15 protein-coding genes, 3 pseudogenes and 1 other annotated feature are annotated in these 19,019 nt (G+C 39.1%); of the genes and pseudogenes, 5 read left to right on the forward strand and 13 right to left on the reverse strand.

Going from position 1 to position 19,019, the window contains the following annotated elements; genetic code table 11:
- Window positions 1-19: 19 nt before the first annotated feature.
- The 7 genes from NDM98_RS07540 to NDM98_RS07570 all read right to left on the reverse strand — a co-directional run bounded on the left by NDM98_RS07540 (window position 20) and on the right by NDM98_RS07570 (window position 7,285).
- The gene (locus NDM98_RS07540; protein WP_251605921.1) at window positions 20-976 is read right to left on the reverse strand and encodes a carbohydrate ABC transporter permease; all 957 of its coding nucleotides are present in this window, start codon (window positions 974-976) and stop codon (window positions 20-22) included.
- An 86-nt stretch (window positions 977-1,062) separates the two neighbouring features.
- Complete coding sequence (locus NDM98_RS07545) at window positions 1,063-1,671, reverse strand: hypothetical protein (protein WP_251605923.1); 609 nt, start codon at window positions 1,669-1,671, stop codon at window positions 1,063-1,065.
- Entirely contained in the window at window positions 1,571-2,068 is a 498-nt protein-coding gene (locus tag NDM98_RS07550; protein WP_251605925.1) for an ABC transporter substrate-binding protein, read from the reverse strand. The genes NDM98_RS07545 and NDM98_RS07550 overlap by 101 nt, the downstream gene beginning before the upstream one ends.
- Entirely contained in the window at window positions 2,041-2,373 is a 333-nt protein-coding gene (locus tag NDM98_RS07555) for an extracellular solute-binding protein (protein WP_251605927.1), read from the reverse strand. The genes NDM98_RS07550 and NDM98_RS07555 overlap by 28 nt, the downstream gene beginning before the upstream one ends.
- Before the next feature lie 247 nt (window positions 2,374-2,620).
- Window positions 2,621-3,910 carry an ABC transporter substrate-binding protein gene (locus NDM98_RS07560; RefSeq protein ID WP_251605929.1) on the reverse strand — a complete coding sequence of 430 codons (1,290 nt, stop codon included), beginning with the start codon at window positions 3,908-3,910 and terminating at the stop codon, window positions 2,621-2,623.
- A gap of 41 nt (window positions 3,911-3,951) precedes the next feature.
- Entirely contained in the window at window positions 3,952-5,556 is a 1,605-nt protein-coding gene (locus NDM98_RS07565) for a response regulator (protein WP_251605931.1), read from the reverse strand.
- A 7-nt stretch (window positions 5,557-5,563) separates the two neighbouring features.
- Window positions 5,564-7,285, reverse strand: coding sequence for a sensor histidine kinase (locus tag NDM98_RS07570; RefSeq protein ID WP_251605933.1), 1,722 nt, complete (start codon window positions 7,283-7,285; stop codon window positions 5,564-5,566).
- Window positions 7,286-7,499: 214 nt separating this feature from the next.
- Between NDM98_RS07570 and NDM98_RS07575 the strand changes: the two are divergent.
- A pseudogene (locus NDM98_RS07575) lies at window positions 7,500-8,766 on the forward strand (BaiN/RdsA family NAD(P)/FAD-dependent oxidoreductase).
- A 199-nt stretch (window positions 8,767-8,965) separates the two neighbouring features.
- On the opposite strand, the gene NDM98_RS07580 reads toward NDM98_RS07575, so the two are convergent.
- The 3 genes and pseudogenes from NDM98_RS07580 to NDM98_RS07590 all read right to left on the reverse strand — a co-directional run bounded on the left by NDM98_RS07580 (window position 8,966) and on the right by NDM98_RS07590 (window position 13,375).
- On the reverse strand, window positions 8,966-9,151 hold the full coding sequence (locus NDM98_RS07580; protein ID WP_308807691.1) for a hypothetical protein: 186 nt from the start codon (window positions 9,149-9,151) through the stop codon (window positions 8,966-8,968).
- A 216-nt stretch (window positions 9,152-9,367) separates the two neighbouring features.
- Window positions 9,368-11,788, reverse strand: a pseudogene (gene leuS / locus NDM98_RS07585) (leucine--tRNA ligase).
- Between the two features lie 94 nt (window positions 11,789-11,882).
- Window positions 11,883-12,113 (reverse strand) — a binding site (T-box leader).
- Between the two features lie 71 nt (window positions 12,114-12,184).
- Window positions 12,185-13,375: an MDR family MFS transporter gene (locus tag NDM98_RS07590; RefSeq protein WP_251605935.1), complete on the reverse strand. Its 1,191-nt coding sequence runs from the start codon at window positions 13,373-13,375 to the stop codon at window positions 12,185-12,187.
- Between the two features lie 175 nt (window positions 13,376-13,550).
- On the opposite strand from NDM98_RS07590, the gene mnmL reads away from it, so the two are divergent.
- The 3 genes and pseudogenes from mnmL to NDM98_RS07605 all read left to right on the forward strand — a co-directional run bounded on the left by mnmL (window position 13,551) and on the right by NDM98_RS07605 (window position 15,675).
- Entirely contained in the window at window positions 13,551-14,516 is a 966-nt protein-coding gene (mnmL, locus tag NDM98_RS07595; RefSeq protein ID WP_251605936.1) for a tRNA modification radical SAM protein MnmL/YtqA, read from the forward strand.
- A pseudogene (gene mnmM, locus NDM98_RS07600) lies at window positions 14,513-15,084 on the forward strand (tRNA 5-(aminomethyl)-2-thiouridylate-methyltransferase MnmM). Before mnmL ends, mnmM begins: the two are co-directional and overlap by 4 nt.
- Window positions 15,085-15,108: 24 nt before the next feature.
- Entirely contained in the window at window positions 15,109-15,675 is a 567-nt protein-coding gene (locus NDM98_RS07605) for a beta-class carbonic anhydrase (RefSeq protein WP_251605937.1), read from the forward strand.
- Between the two features lie 227 nt (window positions 15,676-15,902).
- Here the strand turns inward: NDM98_RS07605 and NDM98_RS07610 are convergent, their stop codons facing one another.
- Entirely contained in the window at window positions 15,903-16,112 is a 210-nt protein-coding gene (locus NDM98_RS07610; RefSeq protein ID WP_251605940.1) for a hypothetical protein, read from the reverse strand.
- A gap of 111 nt (window positions 16,113-16,223) precedes the next feature.
- Window positions 16,224-17,006 carry an alpha/beta hydrolase gene (locus NDM98_RS07615; protein ID WP_308807692.1) on the reverse strand — a complete coding sequence of 261 codons (783 nt, stop codon included), beginning with the start codon at window positions 17,004-17,006 and terminating at the stop codon, window positions 16,224-16,226.
- Window positions 17,007-17,119: 113 nt separating this feature from the next.
- Here NDM98_RS07615 and NDM98_RS07620 point away from each other — a divergent pair, with 113 nt between their 5' ends.
- Window positions 17,120-17,632 carry a gamma carbonic anhydrase gene (locus NDM98_RS07620; RefSeq protein WP_251605942.1) on the forward strand — a complete coding sequence of 171 codons (513 nt, stop codon included), beginning with the start codon at window positions 17,120-17,122 and terminating at the stop codon, window positions 17,630-17,632.
- A 55-nt stretch (window positions 17,633-17,687) separates the two neighbouring features.
- Here the strand turns inward: NDM98_RS07620 and metK are convergent, their stop codons facing one another.
- Window positions 17,688-18,902, reverse strand: a complete 1,215-nt coding sequence (gene metK, locus NDM98_RS07625) for a methionine adenosyltransferase (protein ID WP_251605944.1) — start codon at window positions 18,900-18,902, stop codon at window positions 17,688-17,690.
- Window positions 18,903-19,019 lie beyond the last annotated feature (117 nt).

Raw genomic sequence — 19,019 nt, forward strand, 5'->3', positions numbered from 1 at the left:
ACTCATTCTCCTTCCTTTATTAATCGTTATAGTGAACCCACTTATCAGAGCTTTTGAAGATAACGGCTGTGAAGATTGCAATGATAATTAACATTACCCATGCCATCGCAGAGGCATAACCCATATCAAAGAATTCAAAGGCACGACGGTACATGTACAGAACATAGAGTAGTGTACTGTTCATTGGACCACCATTTGTGACAATGAAACTTGGTGTAAAGGCCATAAAACCTTGGATCGTTTGCATGATCGTGTTAAAAAGGATCACTGGCGTTAATAAAGGAATCGTAATTTTGAAGAATTGTTGCCATGGCTTCGCTCCATCCACCGCTGATGCTTCATAAAACGTCTTCGGGATATTACGTAATCCCGCTAGGAAAATCAGCATCGATGAACCAAACTGCCAACCATATAAAGCAACAAGCGTCCAGATAGCTGTTCCTGGATCCCCGAGCCACGAATGAGTAGGAAGACCAATGGATGCTAAAACAGAGTTAAACGCTCCATCATTACCAAACAACTGTCTCCACATGATCGAGATCCCAATGCTTCCACCAACAACAGATGGTAGGTAAAGCATTGTGCGATACAAACCTACAGCCTCCACAATCTTATTGAGTGCTACTGCTACTAAAAGTGCGAATACAAGTCGAATCGGTACAGCAGTACCCGCATATAAGAAGGTCACTTTTAGTGATTGTCTCCATGTATCGTCAGTTGTGAACATTCGTTCATAGTTACCAAGTCCAATCCACTCATACTCTCCGCCCATTCCATAGTTCGTAAATGATAGATAAAGAGAGTAGACAATTGGATATAAAGTGAAGGCAACTAGTCCAATAATAAAAGGTGAAATAAAGGCATAACCTGCCGATTCTTCATATCCAGTCCGCAATCTTTTTGGACGCTTAAATGGCTTTTTGAATGGTGGTTTTACCGGAACAACCGTTTCCTTGCCCGTTTGGTTTTGAGCCATAATCTCCACTCCTTACTTTCTAATTTTCTTTATCAAAAGAAAGTGACCCCTTTCATCAACTTGCATGATAGGATCACTTCTTTATCTTAATTTCCTAGAATCATTTCAGCTGCTTTTCTAAATTCTGCAGCTCCTTCTTCAGGTGTAATCTGTCCATACATCACACGCTCATCAATGTTATTAACTTCTTGCAAGATTTCTGATGATTGAGCTGGAAAGTTCGTATCAATTGGTGAACTATTTTCTGTTACATAATCGATATAATCATAAATTTTTGTTTCAATTTCATCTAAATCAGCACGCATTTCTTCACGAATTTCATTGTTAATTGGTACTCCGCGATCCGAACCGATTGTTTCAAATACTTCTTTTGTATTTGTAAAGAAGTTAATAAACTTCACAGCCTCTTCTTTGTTAGTAGAGTTTTCACTAACTGACCAAAGCATAGCTTGTTTTAAGTACATTCCTTGAGTAATGTTGTCACCAGGTAAAACGTTCAAGTCAAACGTGTAATCGGCCGCCATTGACATCGTTTTCATTTGATTGGACCATCTTAAATCAAATGGTGCATTCTTATGGACGATTAACTCATCTTCAATCCCTTGAATCTGCTGAACCACATCGTATCCAGGTGCTACACCAGAATCGACCATATCTTTGGCACGAGTAAGGTAATCTGTAAGAAGCTTGGTCATCGTCATAACCTAAGGCTGTTCCATCTTCATTAAACAAAGAGTAACCTTGATCTCTTAAATAATACTCAAAGATGTTTCCTGCCTCATAAGAACGCGTACCATACGTATCTAATTCAGCATGGACCTTTTTAGCTGTCTCTTCAAACTCATCCCAAGTCCAATCTTCTGTTGGTAAATCCGCTCCAGCTTCTTCTAACATATCTTTATTATAAATAGCAGTTAGTGCGTTTGTACCCGAAGGAACTCCCAAAAACTGATCATCCTTCATACCTGACTGAACAATGGAATCATCCACTTTACTTAAATCCAAGTCGCCACTGTCAACAAATTCACTTAAATCTGCAAGTAACCCTTGGCTCGCATATAAATTCAGATATTCACCAAAGTTTTGTTGCATGATATCTGGAAGGTTGTTCCAGCTGCTTGAGCAGCCATTCTTTCAAAATAACCATCCCATCCCGTGAACTCAGGTTCAATTTTCACATTAGGATTTTCTTTTTCATACATCTCAATAATTTTAAAAGTCATATCATGGCGTTCTTGTGAGCCCCACCAAGACATTCTTAATTTAACCTGCTCATCACTTCCATTTTCACCATCAGATGAGCCTCCACCGGTGTCAGTAGCCCCACCCGAACATGCGGCCAAAGCAAGTGAAGCAGTAAGTACAGAAGCAGATAGGAATAACCATTTCTTTTTCATTAAGCAACCCCCTTAATTTTTTGAAAGCGCTTTCTAAATCTGTTATTATCGTACACCATCTATTTTTTGGATGTAATCAAATAATCAGAGATTTTATGTTCAAAAAACAGAGGTATCAAAATGATGAGAGATCATTCATATAAAAAAAGCCGAACCACTATGTGAATTGACACACATAATGGTTCGACTTTTTCAATTTCTATAAAATTAGGAGAGTTGGACTTCCACATGTAGTTTTCAGGTTCTGTCATTCATTACCAAGAAGCATTTCTGCTACTTCCCTAAATTGAACTGCTCCTTCTTCTGGAGTAACTTGACCATACATCACACGTTCATCCAGTTGCTCTAATTCCATTAAAATTTCGTTCGCTTCTGTTGGGAAATTCGTATCAATTGGAGAACTATTTTCTGATACATACTCAATATAATCAAAGATTTTTGCTTCAACTTCGCTTAAGTCTGAACGCATATTTTCACGAATCTCGTTGTTAATGGGTACACCTCGTTCAGATCCACTTTCATCATATACTTCCTGAGCATTCACAAAATAATCGATAAATTTTACTGCCTCTTCTTTTTGAGTTGAATTTTCACTAACAGACCACAGCATTGAAGGCTTTAGATACATGCCCTGTTCAATTTGCCCACCCGGAAGTACATTTAAATCAAAAGAGTAATCAGCAACACTTGAAAGTGCTAACACCTGATTAGAATGAACAAAGGCAAATGGCGAATTCTTATGAACAAGCAAGTCATCTTCAAGTCCTTGTATTTGTTGTGTAACATCAAGTCCTGGTATCACATCTGCGTCTACCAATTCTTTAGTAAATGTTAGATAGTCAATTAATAATTGATCGTCGCTGTAACCAAGACCTGTGCCATCTTCATTAAAAAGAGTGTAACCTTTTTCCCTTAATGAATATTCAAATGTATTCGTGATACCTAAAGAACCTGAACCGTAGATTCCAAGCTCCGAATGAACCTGTTCTGCCAGTCGTTTAAAATCCTGCCATGTCCAGTCATTAGAAGGAAGATCTATACCCGCCCCTTCCAATAGTTCTTTATTATAGGCCACGGTCAAAGCATTTGTTCCAGTTGGTATGCCAAGTAACTCTCCGTCCTTTTCACCCGTTTGCAGAATCTCATCTTCTACTTGGCTTACATCTAATGTGCCGTCTTCTATAAAGCTACTTAAATCTGTAAGTAGACCCTGACTAGCATACAAATTTAAGTATTCACCAAAGTTTTGCTGCATAATATCAGGCAAATTGTTTCCTGCTGCTTGAGCTGCCATACGTTCAAAATATCCATCCCATCCTGTGAATTCCGGTTCGATTTTCACATGCGGATTTTCCGCTTCATACATGTCGATAATCTTTAAAGTCATATCGTTTCTAGACTGCGACCCCCACCAAGACATTCTTAGTGTAACTTGGTCCTCATCTGAACTTGTTGATTCAGATCCACCACTACAGCCAGTAAGTACTAAAGAAATCGACAACCCCATTGTGATAAGTAATAAGACATGTCTGTTCATTAACTTAACCTCCTAAGTGATAGCGCTTTCTTTTTTCTTTACTATTTATTTCTAGATCCGTCTAGACAATCATTCTCCTTATACTCTCTCGGTGTGTACCCTGTTTGTTTTTTAAAAACCTGACTAAAGTATCTTGGGTTACTACCAAAGCCAACCATTTCAGCAATGTCTGCTACCCTTGCATGTTCGGATTCACAGATAAGATCAATAGCTTTTGTGATTCTAAGTTTCATTAAGTAGTGAGAAAATTTTTCTCCAATTTCTTTCTTAAATAACTTACCTAGATAGTCTGGATTCATATAAAAAACATCGTTTGATAATTGAGTCAAGGATAGTTCTGAATCAGAATAATACGAGTTTACATATTCACATAGGTTATGAATGGTTGTGCTTAAATGCTTTTTAGTTGAGGTATAGTTTTCATTGACTACCTTTTGTGCTGCTTCTTTGATGAAGTCTTCCATTTGTTTAAACGAATCAAGCCTCTGAAAATACACAATCTCTGTAAAAAGCTCATTCATTAATTCATTTGAAGCTTGTCTAATAATGGATGTATATAGTTCAAGGCTGTGTGCTTTGACAATACTTACATCGTATTTTTTTTCTGTAACATACGAAAAGTAGTGATTAAGGTATTGATTGACTTCGTTTTGATTACCACTCCTTATAAAAACTAATAACTCTTCATGATTAAATTGAAGCTCATCAAAGCGAAATGGTTGCTTATCAATTAAACCCGTTGATATAATCCCTCCTTCTTCTAGGTAAAATCGTTCGGCTAAACCTTGTAGGGCCTCTCTATACAATTGTCTTAAATGAATAACGGTATTTTCACTGCTTACTGCGCTAGTGAAGCTCAATTGATAAAAGTAATAAAAATGCTGCTTTACTTCTTTTAAGATCGAAATAAGCTCTTGATCTGGGCAGCTTTCAATTAAGATCACTACTTTCTCACCAATCGTAGTAGAAAGTAAAACGGACTGAGTTCGTTTCAGTTCAGATGTTGCGATTTCTTTTAATGCATAAAAATGTTCAAATTCATCTGAACGATACGTTACTGAAGAATCTATTGGTTCATCGATCATAAAAACAATCAGCTTTAATGGCGCCACAATATCATCTGAACCAAATAAATGCTGGAAGTGCTCCCATTCTTGTGAGCCAAATGTATTGTCAGACAACACTTCTTTTAATACCTGTGTTCTTGCTTTAGGCAGTATCTCATTTAATTTTTCTTTCATATTTATGACAAAGTTTTCATCTTGCTTTTGTTTATCTAGATGTGAAGTAATTTGAGATAATGCTTCTTCAATCTTCGTTTCATTTGATGGTTTTAACAGATAATGCTTTACTTCGTGTTCCATTGCTGTTTGAGCGTAATCAAACTCATCATGCCCGGAAAGAATAATCCACTTAATCTGAGGGTATTCCTGATGAGCTTTTTTAATTAACTCAATTCCAGTTAGACCTGGCATCTTTATATCTGTAATCACAATATCAGGGTGCTTTTGATGAATTTGTTCTAGAGCTGCTATCCCATTACCTGCTTTTCCTATTAACTCTGCTCCACAGGAATTCCAATTTACAAGGGCAGCTATTCCTTCAAGAATATTAACTTCGTCATCTACTAATAATACTGAATACATATAAGCATCACTCCTTAACAGTGGGAAGTGTTATTGTAACTATTGTCCCTTCATCAATCTCACTTTGAATCTCAATTCCATAACGATCACCAAACATTAAGCGAATTCGCTCCATAATATTAGAAAGCCCTATTCCTGATCTTTTTGGCTTTACATTTCCCGCGTAGATAGCGTCAATAGTTTCCTGGCTCATACCTACACCATTATCACTTATAGAAATATGCAGATGCTCATCTGAAACTTTTAAGGATACTTGTATCACACACTCTTCAATAATTTCTTCCAAACTATGTTGAATGGCATTTTCCACAATTGGTTGAATAGTGAGTTTTGGAATTCTATAGTCGTTGAGTACCTCGGGTTTCTCCATGTTAAAGATAAGTCTCTCTTTATAACGATATTTTTGGATGACCATATAATGATGAACAATATTTAGTTCTTCTTGAATTGGGATCAGAGGGTCTTTTTTACTTATAATCGTTCTCATCATATTTCCTAACGACTCCGCAATACGTGATATATCCTCCTGTTTATTAATCTTTGCTAGCCAATTAATTGAGTCCAATGTGTTGTACAAAAAATGCGGATTGATTTGTGCTTGCAGCGCGCGATACTCTGTTTCTTTTATAATGAGTTGCTTTGAATAATTTTCAGTTATTAAAGTATTAATTTTCTGAATCATAGAATTAAAGTTAGTATGAAGCTGACCAATTTCATCAGTTAAATGAGTGCTTTTATCCTCATCCAGAGGCCTAAAATTCCCTTGTTCTGCTTCCTTCATCTTTTGTGTCAGTTCTTCCAATGGCTTAGAAATGGTTCGTGCCAATTTACGACTTATGAGTAGGATGATGACTAAAAAAAGAATAAACGAGGCAATCATAAGCTTGTTTAACATGCTAGTCTGACCTGAAACTTCATCAAAAGGCAAGATGTTGAAATACATAAGCTCTGAATGTCTTGATTTCTGAGAGGTTAAAAAATATTCACTGTCAGCCCATTTTTTTATCTGATAGTTAGTCGTTGTTCGATCCTCTAGAAGTGGCTCTGCTCCTTCTGGAAAATCCTTTGCAAACATCACTTCATCATCCTTCATAATGACAAAGCTTTTATCATCTGAAAGATTTAATGTATCTGAAATAAAGTCCTCCATATTAATCGTAATAAAAACAGAACCCAAATAAGAAAGACTGAGATCGTTTAACTTTCTCATTTCTCTTGTTGAAACTAAAATGCCTTGATCAGAAAGAGATCTCCACACATTAGCACCACTTGCGGTCTGCATCTCCTCTGCCCACTCTTGATTCATCAGATGACTAATGGGTTGGTTTCCCACAACATAATATTCACCAAATGTATCTAACATCTGAATGGAGGAGATATATCTTTCCTGAGAATAATAGGCATTTAATCTTTCAAGTAAAAACCGCTTTGTACGATACACATCGTATCCATAATACTCATAATTAATGCCTTCCATATAATTTTGAAAAACTGGATCGGTACTAATCTGAAAAGAAATCTGTTCAATTTTTTTTAATTCTTCATCCAAAACTGTAGATGAAATCTTTAGTGTATTAGCGGATTCATTGTAAACCTCCTTCTCATAGACGGCTGTAAACACTTGAAAGCTTATTACACCCATAAGACAAAAAAACACCAATTGCAATATCGCAATCATAATGATTTTATTTTTTATACTGTGGAGTTGGTTTAATCCCCAATTGATCATAAAACCACCACTCTCAATTCATTCATTTAAGCGCTTACATCCTTTTTAACAGTTTAACAGATTCAACTCAAATTGTGATAAACCTTTGAAAGAATTTCCTTATTTTAAGTGTATCCCTTTTTATTATTCAGCTTCTTTATTCTTTTCGAGTAAATTATGATAGTATAAGTAAAGCAAAATACAGCCCTAAAGTGGATCTGATAAGGAGATTTTTATGTATGATGTAATTGTAATAGGAGGCGGCCCATCCGGATTAATGGCTTCTGTAGCTGCAGCCGAGCATGGAGCACGTGTGCTTTTAATAGATAAAGGAAACAAACTTGGTCGAAAGTTAGCCATTTCAGGTGGTGGACGATGTAATGTGACAAATCGAATGGAACGTAAGCAGCTGATTGAGCATATTCCTGGGAACGGTAAATTTATGCACAGTCCATTTGCAACGTTTGATAATGAGGATATTATTCGTTTCTTTGAGAACTTAGGTATTCAATTAAAAGAAGAAGATCGCGGACGAATGTTCCCGATTAATGATAAAGCACAAACAGTTGTTCAAACCCTGCTAACTCGGATACGCGAGTTAAACGTGACGATATGGACAGATTCAGCTGTCAAAACAATTAATTACGAGCAAGGCAAAGTTGCTGCTGTTAAGTTAATGGATGGACAAGAGCTAACAACCAGCTCCGTTATCGTAGCTACAGGCGGCAAGTCTGTTCCACACACAGGTTCTACAGGAGATGGATACCCTTGGGCACGCAAAGCAGGGCATACCATTACTGAGCTGTATCCAACCGAAGTCCCAATCACTTCCCTAGATCCATTTATTAAAAAGAAGGTATTACAGGGTCTTTCTGTGCGTGACATTGAACTCTCCGTTATTAACCCTAAGGGCAAGATCATTAAGACTCATGAAGGTGATATGATCTTTACGCATTTTGGTATCTCAGGACCAAGCGGCCCTTCGCTGCAGTCAATATGTAGTGAAAGCACTGAAGAAGTTTGATGTACCTACGATTGAACTGCGATTAGATTTATTTCCTGGGAAGTCTGAGGAAGATTTATTTCAAGAGCTTTGGAAGCTTGTAAAAGCCGAACCAAAGAAACAGCTTAAAACTGTTCTGAAAGGCATCACACAGGAACGTATGCAATCTTATTTGTACGAACTTCATTCGATAAATGCAGAAGCGACATGTGCCAATACATCACACGATATTCTTCGCCAACTGGCTAAAACAATGAAGCAGTTTACAATCCAAGCAACTGGCACCCTTTCAATTGAAAAAGCATTTGTGACCGGTGGCGGAGTGTCCGTCAAAGAAATTGAACCAAAAACGATGCACTCTCGAAAGGCAGAAGGACTTTATTTTTGTGGAGAAGTGTTAGATATACATGGTTACACAGGAGGGTACAATATTACTTGTGCCTTCTCTACTGGATATACCGCTGGAAAATCTGCGGCTGAGAGAACTCTAACCAACTAAGGTAGATCATTATTTAACACCCTAAAAGGAGGTAGGACAAAACCACCTTTTAGGGTGTTTTTATATGTAACCTAGCTCTCGCCTCTAGTTCAGTATTCATTGGAGACGTGCTTTTATTAAACTAAGCAATACTCTTGGTAGAACAACGGTCTCTTTAGTTAACTTAATCCACCTAAAGATATTAGGGCACCGGGAATCATCAGTATTTTTGATAACGCTTAATATAATGTTTTCTCCACTCTACGATTGCACCTATTATAGAAGAAATGGCGACAGCTAACCAGATCCATTTAGTGTAAATGTCATTTTCAAATGCACTGAAACTTAAATAGATAAATGCAACAGCTAAGATAATACTAAATACTACCCTCAATTTATAGCACACCTCACAATCTCTTCATTTGTTAACCATGTTAAAGTTTATGTTAACATAAATGTAAAAGGGTTAAAACATGGTTATCGTTTATTCTTCTCGACCTGTGAAAGTCCCAAAGTTATCTAGGAATTGATTCTTAGTACGCCTATACAAACATACCCCCACTAAATAAAAAAGCTGTCCCATCAAACCATCTTCATGGCTTTTGGGACAGGCTTTTTCTTTTTAACCTACAACAATATTTACTAGTTTCCCTGGTACAGCAATCACTTTTCGTATATTTTTGTCAGCGATCGCGCCTTGTACCGTTTCGTCTGCACGAGCAAGCTCTTCCATTTGCTCACGAGTGGCATCTGCTGGAATAACAAGTTTCGCTTTAAGCTTGCCGTTAATTTGCACAACGACTTCTACTTCATTTTCCACTAACTTAGCTTCATCATACTCTGGCCATGCTGCATACGTAATCGTATCTGTATGTCCAAGCTTTGACCATAATTCTTCAGCTAAGTGTGGTGCAATTGGTGACAGGATTTTAACGAATCCTTCCATCTGCTCTTTTGGCAATGTCTCTTGTTTATTCGCTTCGTTGATATAGACCATCATCTGAGAAATCCCAACGTTAAAGCGTAGTTCCTTAAAGTCTTCTGTCACTTTTTTAATGGTTTGATGGTACACACGAGTTAAGGTTTCAGAACCTTCTGTGTCAGTGATAACTGGGCTTAAGTCCCCTGATACTTCTTCAATAAATAGACGCCAAATTCTCTCAAGGAAACGACGTGAACCGTCTAAGCCGTTTGTAGACCAAGCAATTGTGCCATCAAGTGGTCCCATAAACATTTCATACAGGCGCAACGTATCCGCACCATGAGTTTTAATTACATCATCAGGATTCACTACATTTCCTTTAGACTTACTCATCTTCTCGTTGTTTTCACCTAAGATCATACCTTGGTTGTACAAGCGTTGGAACGGCTCTTTTGTTGGAACCACACCAATATCATACAAGAATTTATGCCAGAAACGAGCATACAATAAATGCAATACTGCGTGCTCTTGTCCACCAATATACATGTCAACTGGCAGCCATTCCTTTAAGATTTCTGGATCAGCTAAGGCTTCTGAATTATCCGGATCAAGATAACGAAGGTAATACAGCAACTTCCTGCCCACTGTGGCATGGTGTTGGTTTCTCTCCGGCCCTTTTTGCCTGTTTTCGGATCAATAACCTCTAGCCACTCGGTTGCATTAGCTAATGGAGATTCACCAGCTCCAGAAGGTTTGATTTCATCCATCTCAGGTAAAAGTAACGGCAATTGATCTTCAGGTACGGTTGTTGATGTTCCATCTTCCCAGTGGATAACTGGAATCGGTTCTCCCCAATAGCGCTGACGGCTGAATAACCAGTCGCGTAAACGGTACGTCACTTTTTTAGTACCAACTGATTTTTCTTCAAGCCATGCGATTGCCTTAGTAATCGCTTCTTCTTTTCCTAATCCGTTTAAAAAGTCAGAGTTTACATGCTCCCCATCACCTGTATAGGCTTCTTGATCCACGTTCCCACCAGCCACAACTTCACGTATTGGTAAAGAGAATGCACTAGCAAATTCATAGTCACGCTCATCATGTGCAGGAACAGCCATAATAGCACCTGTTCCATAGCTAACTAATACATAGTCGGCAATCCAAACAGGGATTTTTTCACCATTAATTGGGTTGATTGCATATGCACCAGTAAAAGCTCCGGACTTCTCTTTAGAAAGCTCTGTACGCTCAAGATCACTTTTTGTAGCGACTTTTTTCTGATACGCTTCAATTTCTTCTTGTTGCTCAGGTGTTGTAATCGTAGAAACTAGCTTGTGCTCCGGTGCCAATACCATATAGGTTGCACCAAATAGTGTATCTGGACGCGTTGTGAATACAGAAATTACATCATCAAAGCCCACAAGCTTGGAAATCAACTTCTGCTCCTTCAGACCGACCAATCCAATTTCGTTGCATATCTTTTAAGTTTTCAGGCCAGTCAAGGTCATCTAAGTCTTCAAGCAAACGATCAGCATACTTTGTAATACGTAAAACCCATTGTCTCATTGGGCGACGCTCAACTGGGTGACCACCACGCTCACTTAAGCCATCAATAATCTCTTCATTTGCTAATACTGTTCCAAGTGCTGGGCACCAGTTCACAGCGACTTCATCTACATAAGCAAGTCCTTTTTCATAAAGCTTAATAAAAATCCACTGTGTCCATTTATAATAATTTGGATCGGTTGTATCTACTTCACGATCCCAATCATAAGAAAATCCAAGCTCTTTAATTTGTCTACGGAAAGTATTAATATTCAACTGTGTAAATGCCGCCGGAGCATTACCTGTATCAATGGCATATTGCTCAGCAGGAAGGCCAAAAGCATCCCAACCCATAGGGTGCATCACTTCGTAGCCCTGCATCCGTTTCATTCTTGAAAGGATATCCGTTGCTGTCATTCCTTCTGGGTGACCAACATGTAGCCCTGCTCCAGATGGATATGGAAACATATCTAAAGCATAGAATTTTGGTTTATCACTAGCCGTATTTGTTTGGAACGTTTTGTTTTGCTCCCAATACGACTGCCATTTTGTTTCAATCTTGTTATGTGAAAAAGACATTACATTTCCTCCTGTTTTCAATTATGGTCCAGTAAGTTGTTAGCATATGAGTCCGTTTGCATACAAAAAACTCCCGCCCCTAATAAAATTAATTATCAGGGACGAGAGTTAGCATCTATGCTTATCCCGCGGTACCACCCAGATTAACAGAGTATTTCTCTGTTCACTCTTTACACAAATAACGGACGTGACCCGTTGAAGGCTACTACCTGTTTCACCCTCAAGACTCGAAGGGGAGTTCAATCTACCTGTTCGGTTGGCTTGCACCTTCCGCCAACTCTCTGCATTCCCAGATACATTTACTAATCCTCGTTAACATCAACATATCGTATGAACTTACTAGTATTGTATGAAGTTGTAACCTCTCTGTCAAGCGGGCGCTCAGAATTATCAAAATTAAGGCGATTGCCTAGAAGTAGTACGTAACTTCCTTAAAGGAAAATCATAAACAACTAAAAATGGTATTGATAGAACAAGCATAACCACCAGAACATAAAACAATACGTAGATCGAGAACAGATCCACGATAAAACCTCCGAGTACAGGTCCAAACATCCTGCCCATCATGGCTACACTATTCACAAGCCCTTGATAAAAGCCTTCTTTACCAGGAGGGGCCAATTGGCTTGCGACTGTTGGTACGGCTGGCCAGATAAACATTTCTCCAATTGTCAAAATGATCATTGCTGTCATAAAGCCTGCGAACTGTCCTGCCTGTGTCAACACTAGAAATGAAATGATGAACAAAATAACACCAGTAATCATCTGACCTTTGATTCCATGGATCCATTTTTTAATAATCCAAGATAGAAGCGGTTGGGCACATACAATTAACAGGCCATTCACAGTCCAAAATAAACTGTATGATCCGAGTGATAAGCCCAAATTCTGTGTATGCACTGATACGTTTGCCTGCCATTGTGTGTAGCCCATCCAACAAATCACAAATGCAATACTAATCAAAATTAATGAATGAAAACGAAAATGCAATTTAAAAGGAATTTTTTCTGTCTGTTTCATAATCACTGTACCTGTTGGTTTCGCTTCAAGTTTCCGAAAAGCAATAAGGACAAACAAAAACAAAGCAATATGCATAAACGCATTTGCCCGGAAGACAGCGGTAAGCTCGTTCATCGCTATGACGCCGATTAATGCTGTTCCAAGTGCTACCCCTACATTTTGGGCTACATATATCGCATTAAACGGACGCCTCCCTCCCTCTGGCCATAAAGTTCCAGCCAATGCGTAAAGAGCGGGTGCCATAACACCAGAGCCAAACCCTATACCCATAAGTAAAAACATATAAAAATAATAGCTATGATTTAATGCAAGAAAACAAGCACTTAGCGAGGCGATACTAACACCAATCATAAGCGTTCTATAAGAGCCAATTGCGTCAAACAATTTCCCCCCAAGTAGATTTCCGCAAGCACCGGCAGCAGAATTTAGCATCAAAATAAAACCGGCAACTGTAAGCGACTTCCCAAGCTCTTCATGTATAATGATCGCATTTAATGGCCACAAAAAAGAAGCACCCGTAATACTCATGGTCATTGCGATTAATAAAATCCAAATGGACTTTGGCATTCCAACCTTCTCCTCTGTATTCCTTATAAGAAACCCCAGAAGTAATGCTATGGTAATTTATCAGGAAAAGCAATTCTTAAATAAATTGGCTCTTCGTAATATTGCATGATAAAATGAAGGATAAAATTAAGACTTCATTATTATTAATTTTGAAAGACACAGGAAGGTAGATTTGATGAATTCAGCAGTAAACGATATACCTGCACACTTTGTAGATAAACGCTATTACACATGGAGTGCACATCTTCGTGACCATTTTGGAACCAAGGTATTTAAAGTACCACTTGATGCCGGTTTTGATTGTCCCAATCGAGACGGGAATGTGGCACACGGAGGTTGTACCTTTTGTAGTGTAAGAGGCTCCGGAGATTTTGCTGGGGACAGGACAGATGACTTAGTTACACAATTCCATACGATTAAAGAACGTATGCATAAGAAGTGGAAAACTGGTAAGTACATTGGTTATTTTCAAGCCTACACTAATACCTATGCACCCGTAGAAACTTTGAGGAATTATTTTGAAGTGATCCTCAAGCAAGAAGGAGTTGTTGGCCTTTCCATTGCAACTCGGCCCGATTGTTTGCCTGATGATGTTGTAGAATATTTAGCTGAATTAAATGAACGCACGTACCTTTGGGTAGAGCTAGGTTTACAAACCGTACACGAGCGAACCGCAACTATCATTAATCGTGCTCACGATTATGAATGCTATAAGGAAGGCGTCGCTAAGCTCCGAAAGCACGGTATACGAGTTTGTTCCCATATCATTAATGGCTTACCACTTGAAACAACTGAGATGATGCTCGATACAGCTAAAGAAGTAGCCAAGCTTGATGTACAAGGAATCAAAATTCACTTACTACATCTATTAAAGAAAACAGGTATGGTGAAGCAATATGAAAAAGGCCTTGTTGATTTAATGGATATGGACGAGTATATGAAATTAGTCGCAGATCAGCTTGAAGTGATTCCAGAGGACATGATTGTTCACCGTTTGACTGGCGACGGTCCTCCAGAACTCCTTATTGGTCCAATGTGGAGTATGAACAAATGGGATGTTTTAAACGGTATTGAAAAGGAATTAAAGGACCGAGGTACGTGGCAGGGTATTCATTATCAGAAGGAGCAACTATCACAATGAAGCTAAAAGGCATTCTTCCTTTTGCCCGTGAGTTGCTTGCACAAGCTTTAACTGAAGGTGATGCAGCAGTTGATGCCACTGCTGGCAATGGTCATGACAGCTGCTATTTGGCAAAGCTTGTAGGTCCAACAGGTCACGTCTATAGTTTTGATGTACAAGAAACGGCTATTGTTGCTACAAAAACTCGGCTCCTTAATGAATCACTAGCAGATCGAGTTCATTTGTTCCATACCGGACACGAACAGGCCGTTGAAAAGATTCTTCCTGAGCACCTGTCAATTTTAAAAGCAGCCATTTTTAACCTCGGATATCTGCCAGGCAGTGATAAGAGTATAACAACTCAAGCAGAAACAACGATTACAGCGATTAATGGTTTGTTTGATGCCATGCAGCAGGAGGGATTATTGTCCTTGTGATTTATCACGGGCATGCCGAAGGGGCCGTTGAAAAAGAGGCCGTTCTCGACTATGTACAGCAACTACCTCAGGAGAAAGCTCATGTACTCCAATATGGATTTATTAATCAAAAAAACGCTCCACCTTTTATCATAGCAATTGAAAAACGCTAATACATTTGAAAGGCAGTGACGAACGTGCCCAATTTAGATAACATTCTTGAATATAACAAACATTTTGTTGAAACAAAAGAATACGAAAACTATCAAACCACCAAATTTCCAAATAAAAAACTAGTCATCCTAACATGTATGGATGCTCGTTTGGCAGAGCTTCTCCCTAGATCGATGAATATTGGACAAGGAGATGCTAAGATTATCCGTAATGCAGGGGCCGTCATTTCTCACCCTTTCGGAAGTATCATGAGAAGTATCCTACTTGCCGTTTTTGAGCTTCAAGCAGAAGAAGTCTTGATTATTGGTCATCACGGTTGCGGAATGGCCGGACTTGAATCAGAAAGCTTCCTCAAAAAAGCGGAAGCACGAGGCATTGACATGAATGTCATTGAACCACTTGAGTACGCAGGAGTTGACGTCAAACAATTTTTAACTGGCTTTGCAAACGTAGAAGAGAGCGTTACACATAGCGTTGATATTGTAGAAAACCACCCGCTAATGCCAAAAGAAATTCCTGTCCATGGTTTAGTGATCCATCCTGAGACTGGAAAGCTAGAACTGTTAAAAAGAGGCGAAGCTAGATCGTAAGCAAGAGAACCTCCCCACTCAATTGATGTGAGGAGGTTTTTGTTGTTTGTTGTTGAGTTAGTTTTGTGAGTTAGTTTTGTGAGTTATCGTTGTGATTTTTGGGGCTATCGTTTCGATCTTTGCTCCATCGTTTTGATTCCAGGGGCTATCGTTTCATTCCTCCCTCCATCGTTTTGATTCCGGGGGCTATCGTTTCAATCTTCCCTCCATCGTTTTGATTTCGCGTTCTATCGTTTCAATCTCCCCTCTATCGTTTTGATTCCAGGGGCTATAGTTTCAATCTCCCCTCTATCGTTTTGATTCCATGGCCCATTGCTCCACTCTTCCCTCCATCGCTCCATTTCCATGGCCCATTGCTCCACTCTTCCCTCCATCGCTCCATTTCCAAGCGTCCATTGCTCCACTCTCACCTCCATTGCTCCAATTCCAGCGTCCATTGCTCCACTCTCACCTCCATTGCTCCAATTCCAGCGTCCATTGCTCCACCCACACCTCGCCAATCAAAAAAACAGCAAGCACCCCGTGTGCTCACTGTTTTCAAAAATGTATTATGGGAACATCAAGTTGACAAAACTGATGGCATGTCGAAAAACTTCGTCTCTCTCTGGTTCATTAAATAGCTCATGGTATAAGCCTTCCCACTCTTTAAATGATTTTTGAGTAAGGATTAAATGATTAAACCACTCTTGCGTTGCATTTTTATCAACTAAATAATCCTCACCTGCTTGAAGAACTAGCAAAGGGATATTAGGGAATTTTTCTGGATAACGTCTGGTCACACGCATTGTTTTCTCTAATTCTTGGTACCATCTCGCAGACACTTTACTTACTTTAAGTGGATCCGTTAAATAGGCTTCAATAACCTCTTGGTTACGTGTTGCTCGATCTGATCGAATACCGGAGTTCACACTAAAGGTAGGTGCAACATGCTGCAAAACTTTAGAGGCCGCTTTTTTTGCTTTTGGTAATGGATGGCTTAAATCCAAACATGGTGAAGATAAAATGACTCCATAGATTAATGAATTATCTCTTTTCATCACGGTACGAATAGAGATTAATCCGCCCATACTGTGTCCAAGGAGTAGAATTGGAAGTTGTTTTTGCCTTGCTTCATTCAGCCATTCTTCTACAGTATCTAAGTATTGCTGGAAGGATTGAATATGACCACGTCGACCTCGTGTTTTACCTTGACCAGGTAAATCCCCCATGATGACGTCAAATCCATGCTCATTCCATTTCTTAGCTAGCCATTGGTAACGTCCATGATGCTCACCTGCTCCATGAACCATGACGACTACACCTCTAGGCTCTGTTACTTCCCATTTCCACACACTGATCATCTCCTTGCTCCACAGTAGAATCTTGTTGAATTTTTACCTTCTTATCATTTTACGTTAGAATTAAGTATAGCGTTTTTTTTATGAGACGGAAAGGATGAGCACATATGATTTATCCATATCAAAATAAAAAGCCACTTATTGCTGAAAGTGCCTTTATTGCCGATTACGTTACGATCACTGGTGATGTAGAAATAGGGGATGAATCAAGTGTTTGGTTCCAAACGGTTATTCGCGGAGACGTCTCCCCTACACGCATCGGGAAACGAGTAAATATCCAAGATCAAAGCTTGCTTCATCAAAGTCCAAAGTATCCACTCATCATTGAGGATGATGTTACAGTTGGACACCAAGCGATGCTACATAGTTGTACCATCCATAAAAAGGCATTGATCGGAATGGGATCAACGATACTTGATGGAGCTGTTATAGGAGAAGGTGCTTTTATTGGAGCAGGCAGTTTAGTGCCTCCTGGTAAAGTTATTCCGCCAAATACACTTGCTTTTGGTCGTCCTGCAAAAGTGATTCGTGACCTTAATGATGATGACCTGGCTGATATGGAGCGAATTCGTACAGAATATGTAGAAAAAGGTCAACTCTATAAACAAATGCAGTCTTAGTAAAATAAAAAGCATCCAACAATCAAATGATTGTTGGATGCTTTTTTGAAATAGATTAAACCGTTTTAATACTTGCTTGTTCTTTTAATACAGCCGCTTTGTCTGTTTCTTCCCACGGTAAGCTTACATCCGTACGACCAAAGTGACCGTAAGCAGCCGTTTGCTTGTAGATCGGACGACGTAGATCTAACATACGGATAATACCTGCTGGACGAAGATCAAAGTTTTTGCGAACAAGTGTAACAAGTTCACTTTCTGATACTTTTCCTGTTCCAAATGTATCAACCGCTATTGATACAGGTTGGGCTACACCAATTGCATATGCAAGCTGTACCTCTGCCTTGTCAGCAAGGCCAGCAGCCACAATGTTTTTTGCTACATAGCGAGCAGCATATGCTCCAGAACGGTCAACCTTCGTTGCATCCTTACCAGAGAACGCTCCCCCACCATGTCGTGCGTATCCACCATACGTATCAACGATAATTTTGCGACCTGTAAGTCCTGCATCCCCTTGAGGTCCGCCGATGACAAAACGACCTGTTGGATTAATAAAATATTTTGTTTGTTCATCAATTAACTCTGCAGGTACAACTTCGTTAATCACATGAGTTTTCATGTCATGCTGAATTTGCTCCAGAGTAGTCTCTGGATGATGTTGTGTTGAAATAACAATTGTGTCAACTCGTGCAGGTTTTCCTTGCTCATCATATTCTATTGTTACTTGCGTTTTAGCATCTGGACGTAGATAGTCAATGATCTCCTCTTTACGAACCTCTGCCAAACGACGAGCTAGCTTATGGCTCAGAGAGATAGGTAGTGGCATTAACTCTTTTGTTTCATTGGTTGCAAAACCAAACATCAAACCTTGGTCTCCAGCACCAATTGATTCAATTTCCTCTTCTGTCATTTGCCCTTCACGTGCTTCTAGTGCTTTGTCCACACCTTGAGCAATATCAGCTGATTGTTCATCAATTGAAACAAGAACAGCGCAAGTTTCTGCGTCAAAACCGTATTTTGCACGTGTATAACCAATACCTTTAATCGTATCACGCACGACACGTGGAATATCAACATATGTACTAGTTGTAATTTCTCCAGCAACTAATACAAGGCCTGTAGTCACAGATGTTTCGCATGCTACACGAGCATTAGGATCTTTCTTTAAGATTTCATCTAAGATCGCATCAGAAATTTGATCACACATCTTATCTGGATGTCCCTCTGTCACCGATTCTGATGTAAATAGCTGTCGACTTTTAAATTCTGCCATCTCTTTTCACCCTTCCAACTCATTCTAATCTTCTCTTATCAGCCTGATTACCAGGTTGAGATTAAATATACACAATAAAAAACCCCAATCCTCCTTACTGAGGAAAAGGGTTGAAAT

It is taken from the genome of Alkalicoccobacillus plakortidis, from assembly GCF_023703085.1.
GTDB classification, from domain to species: domain Bacteria; phylum Bacillota; class Bacilli; order Bacillales; family Bacillaceae_D; genus Alkalicoccobacillus; species Alkalicoccobacillus plakortidis.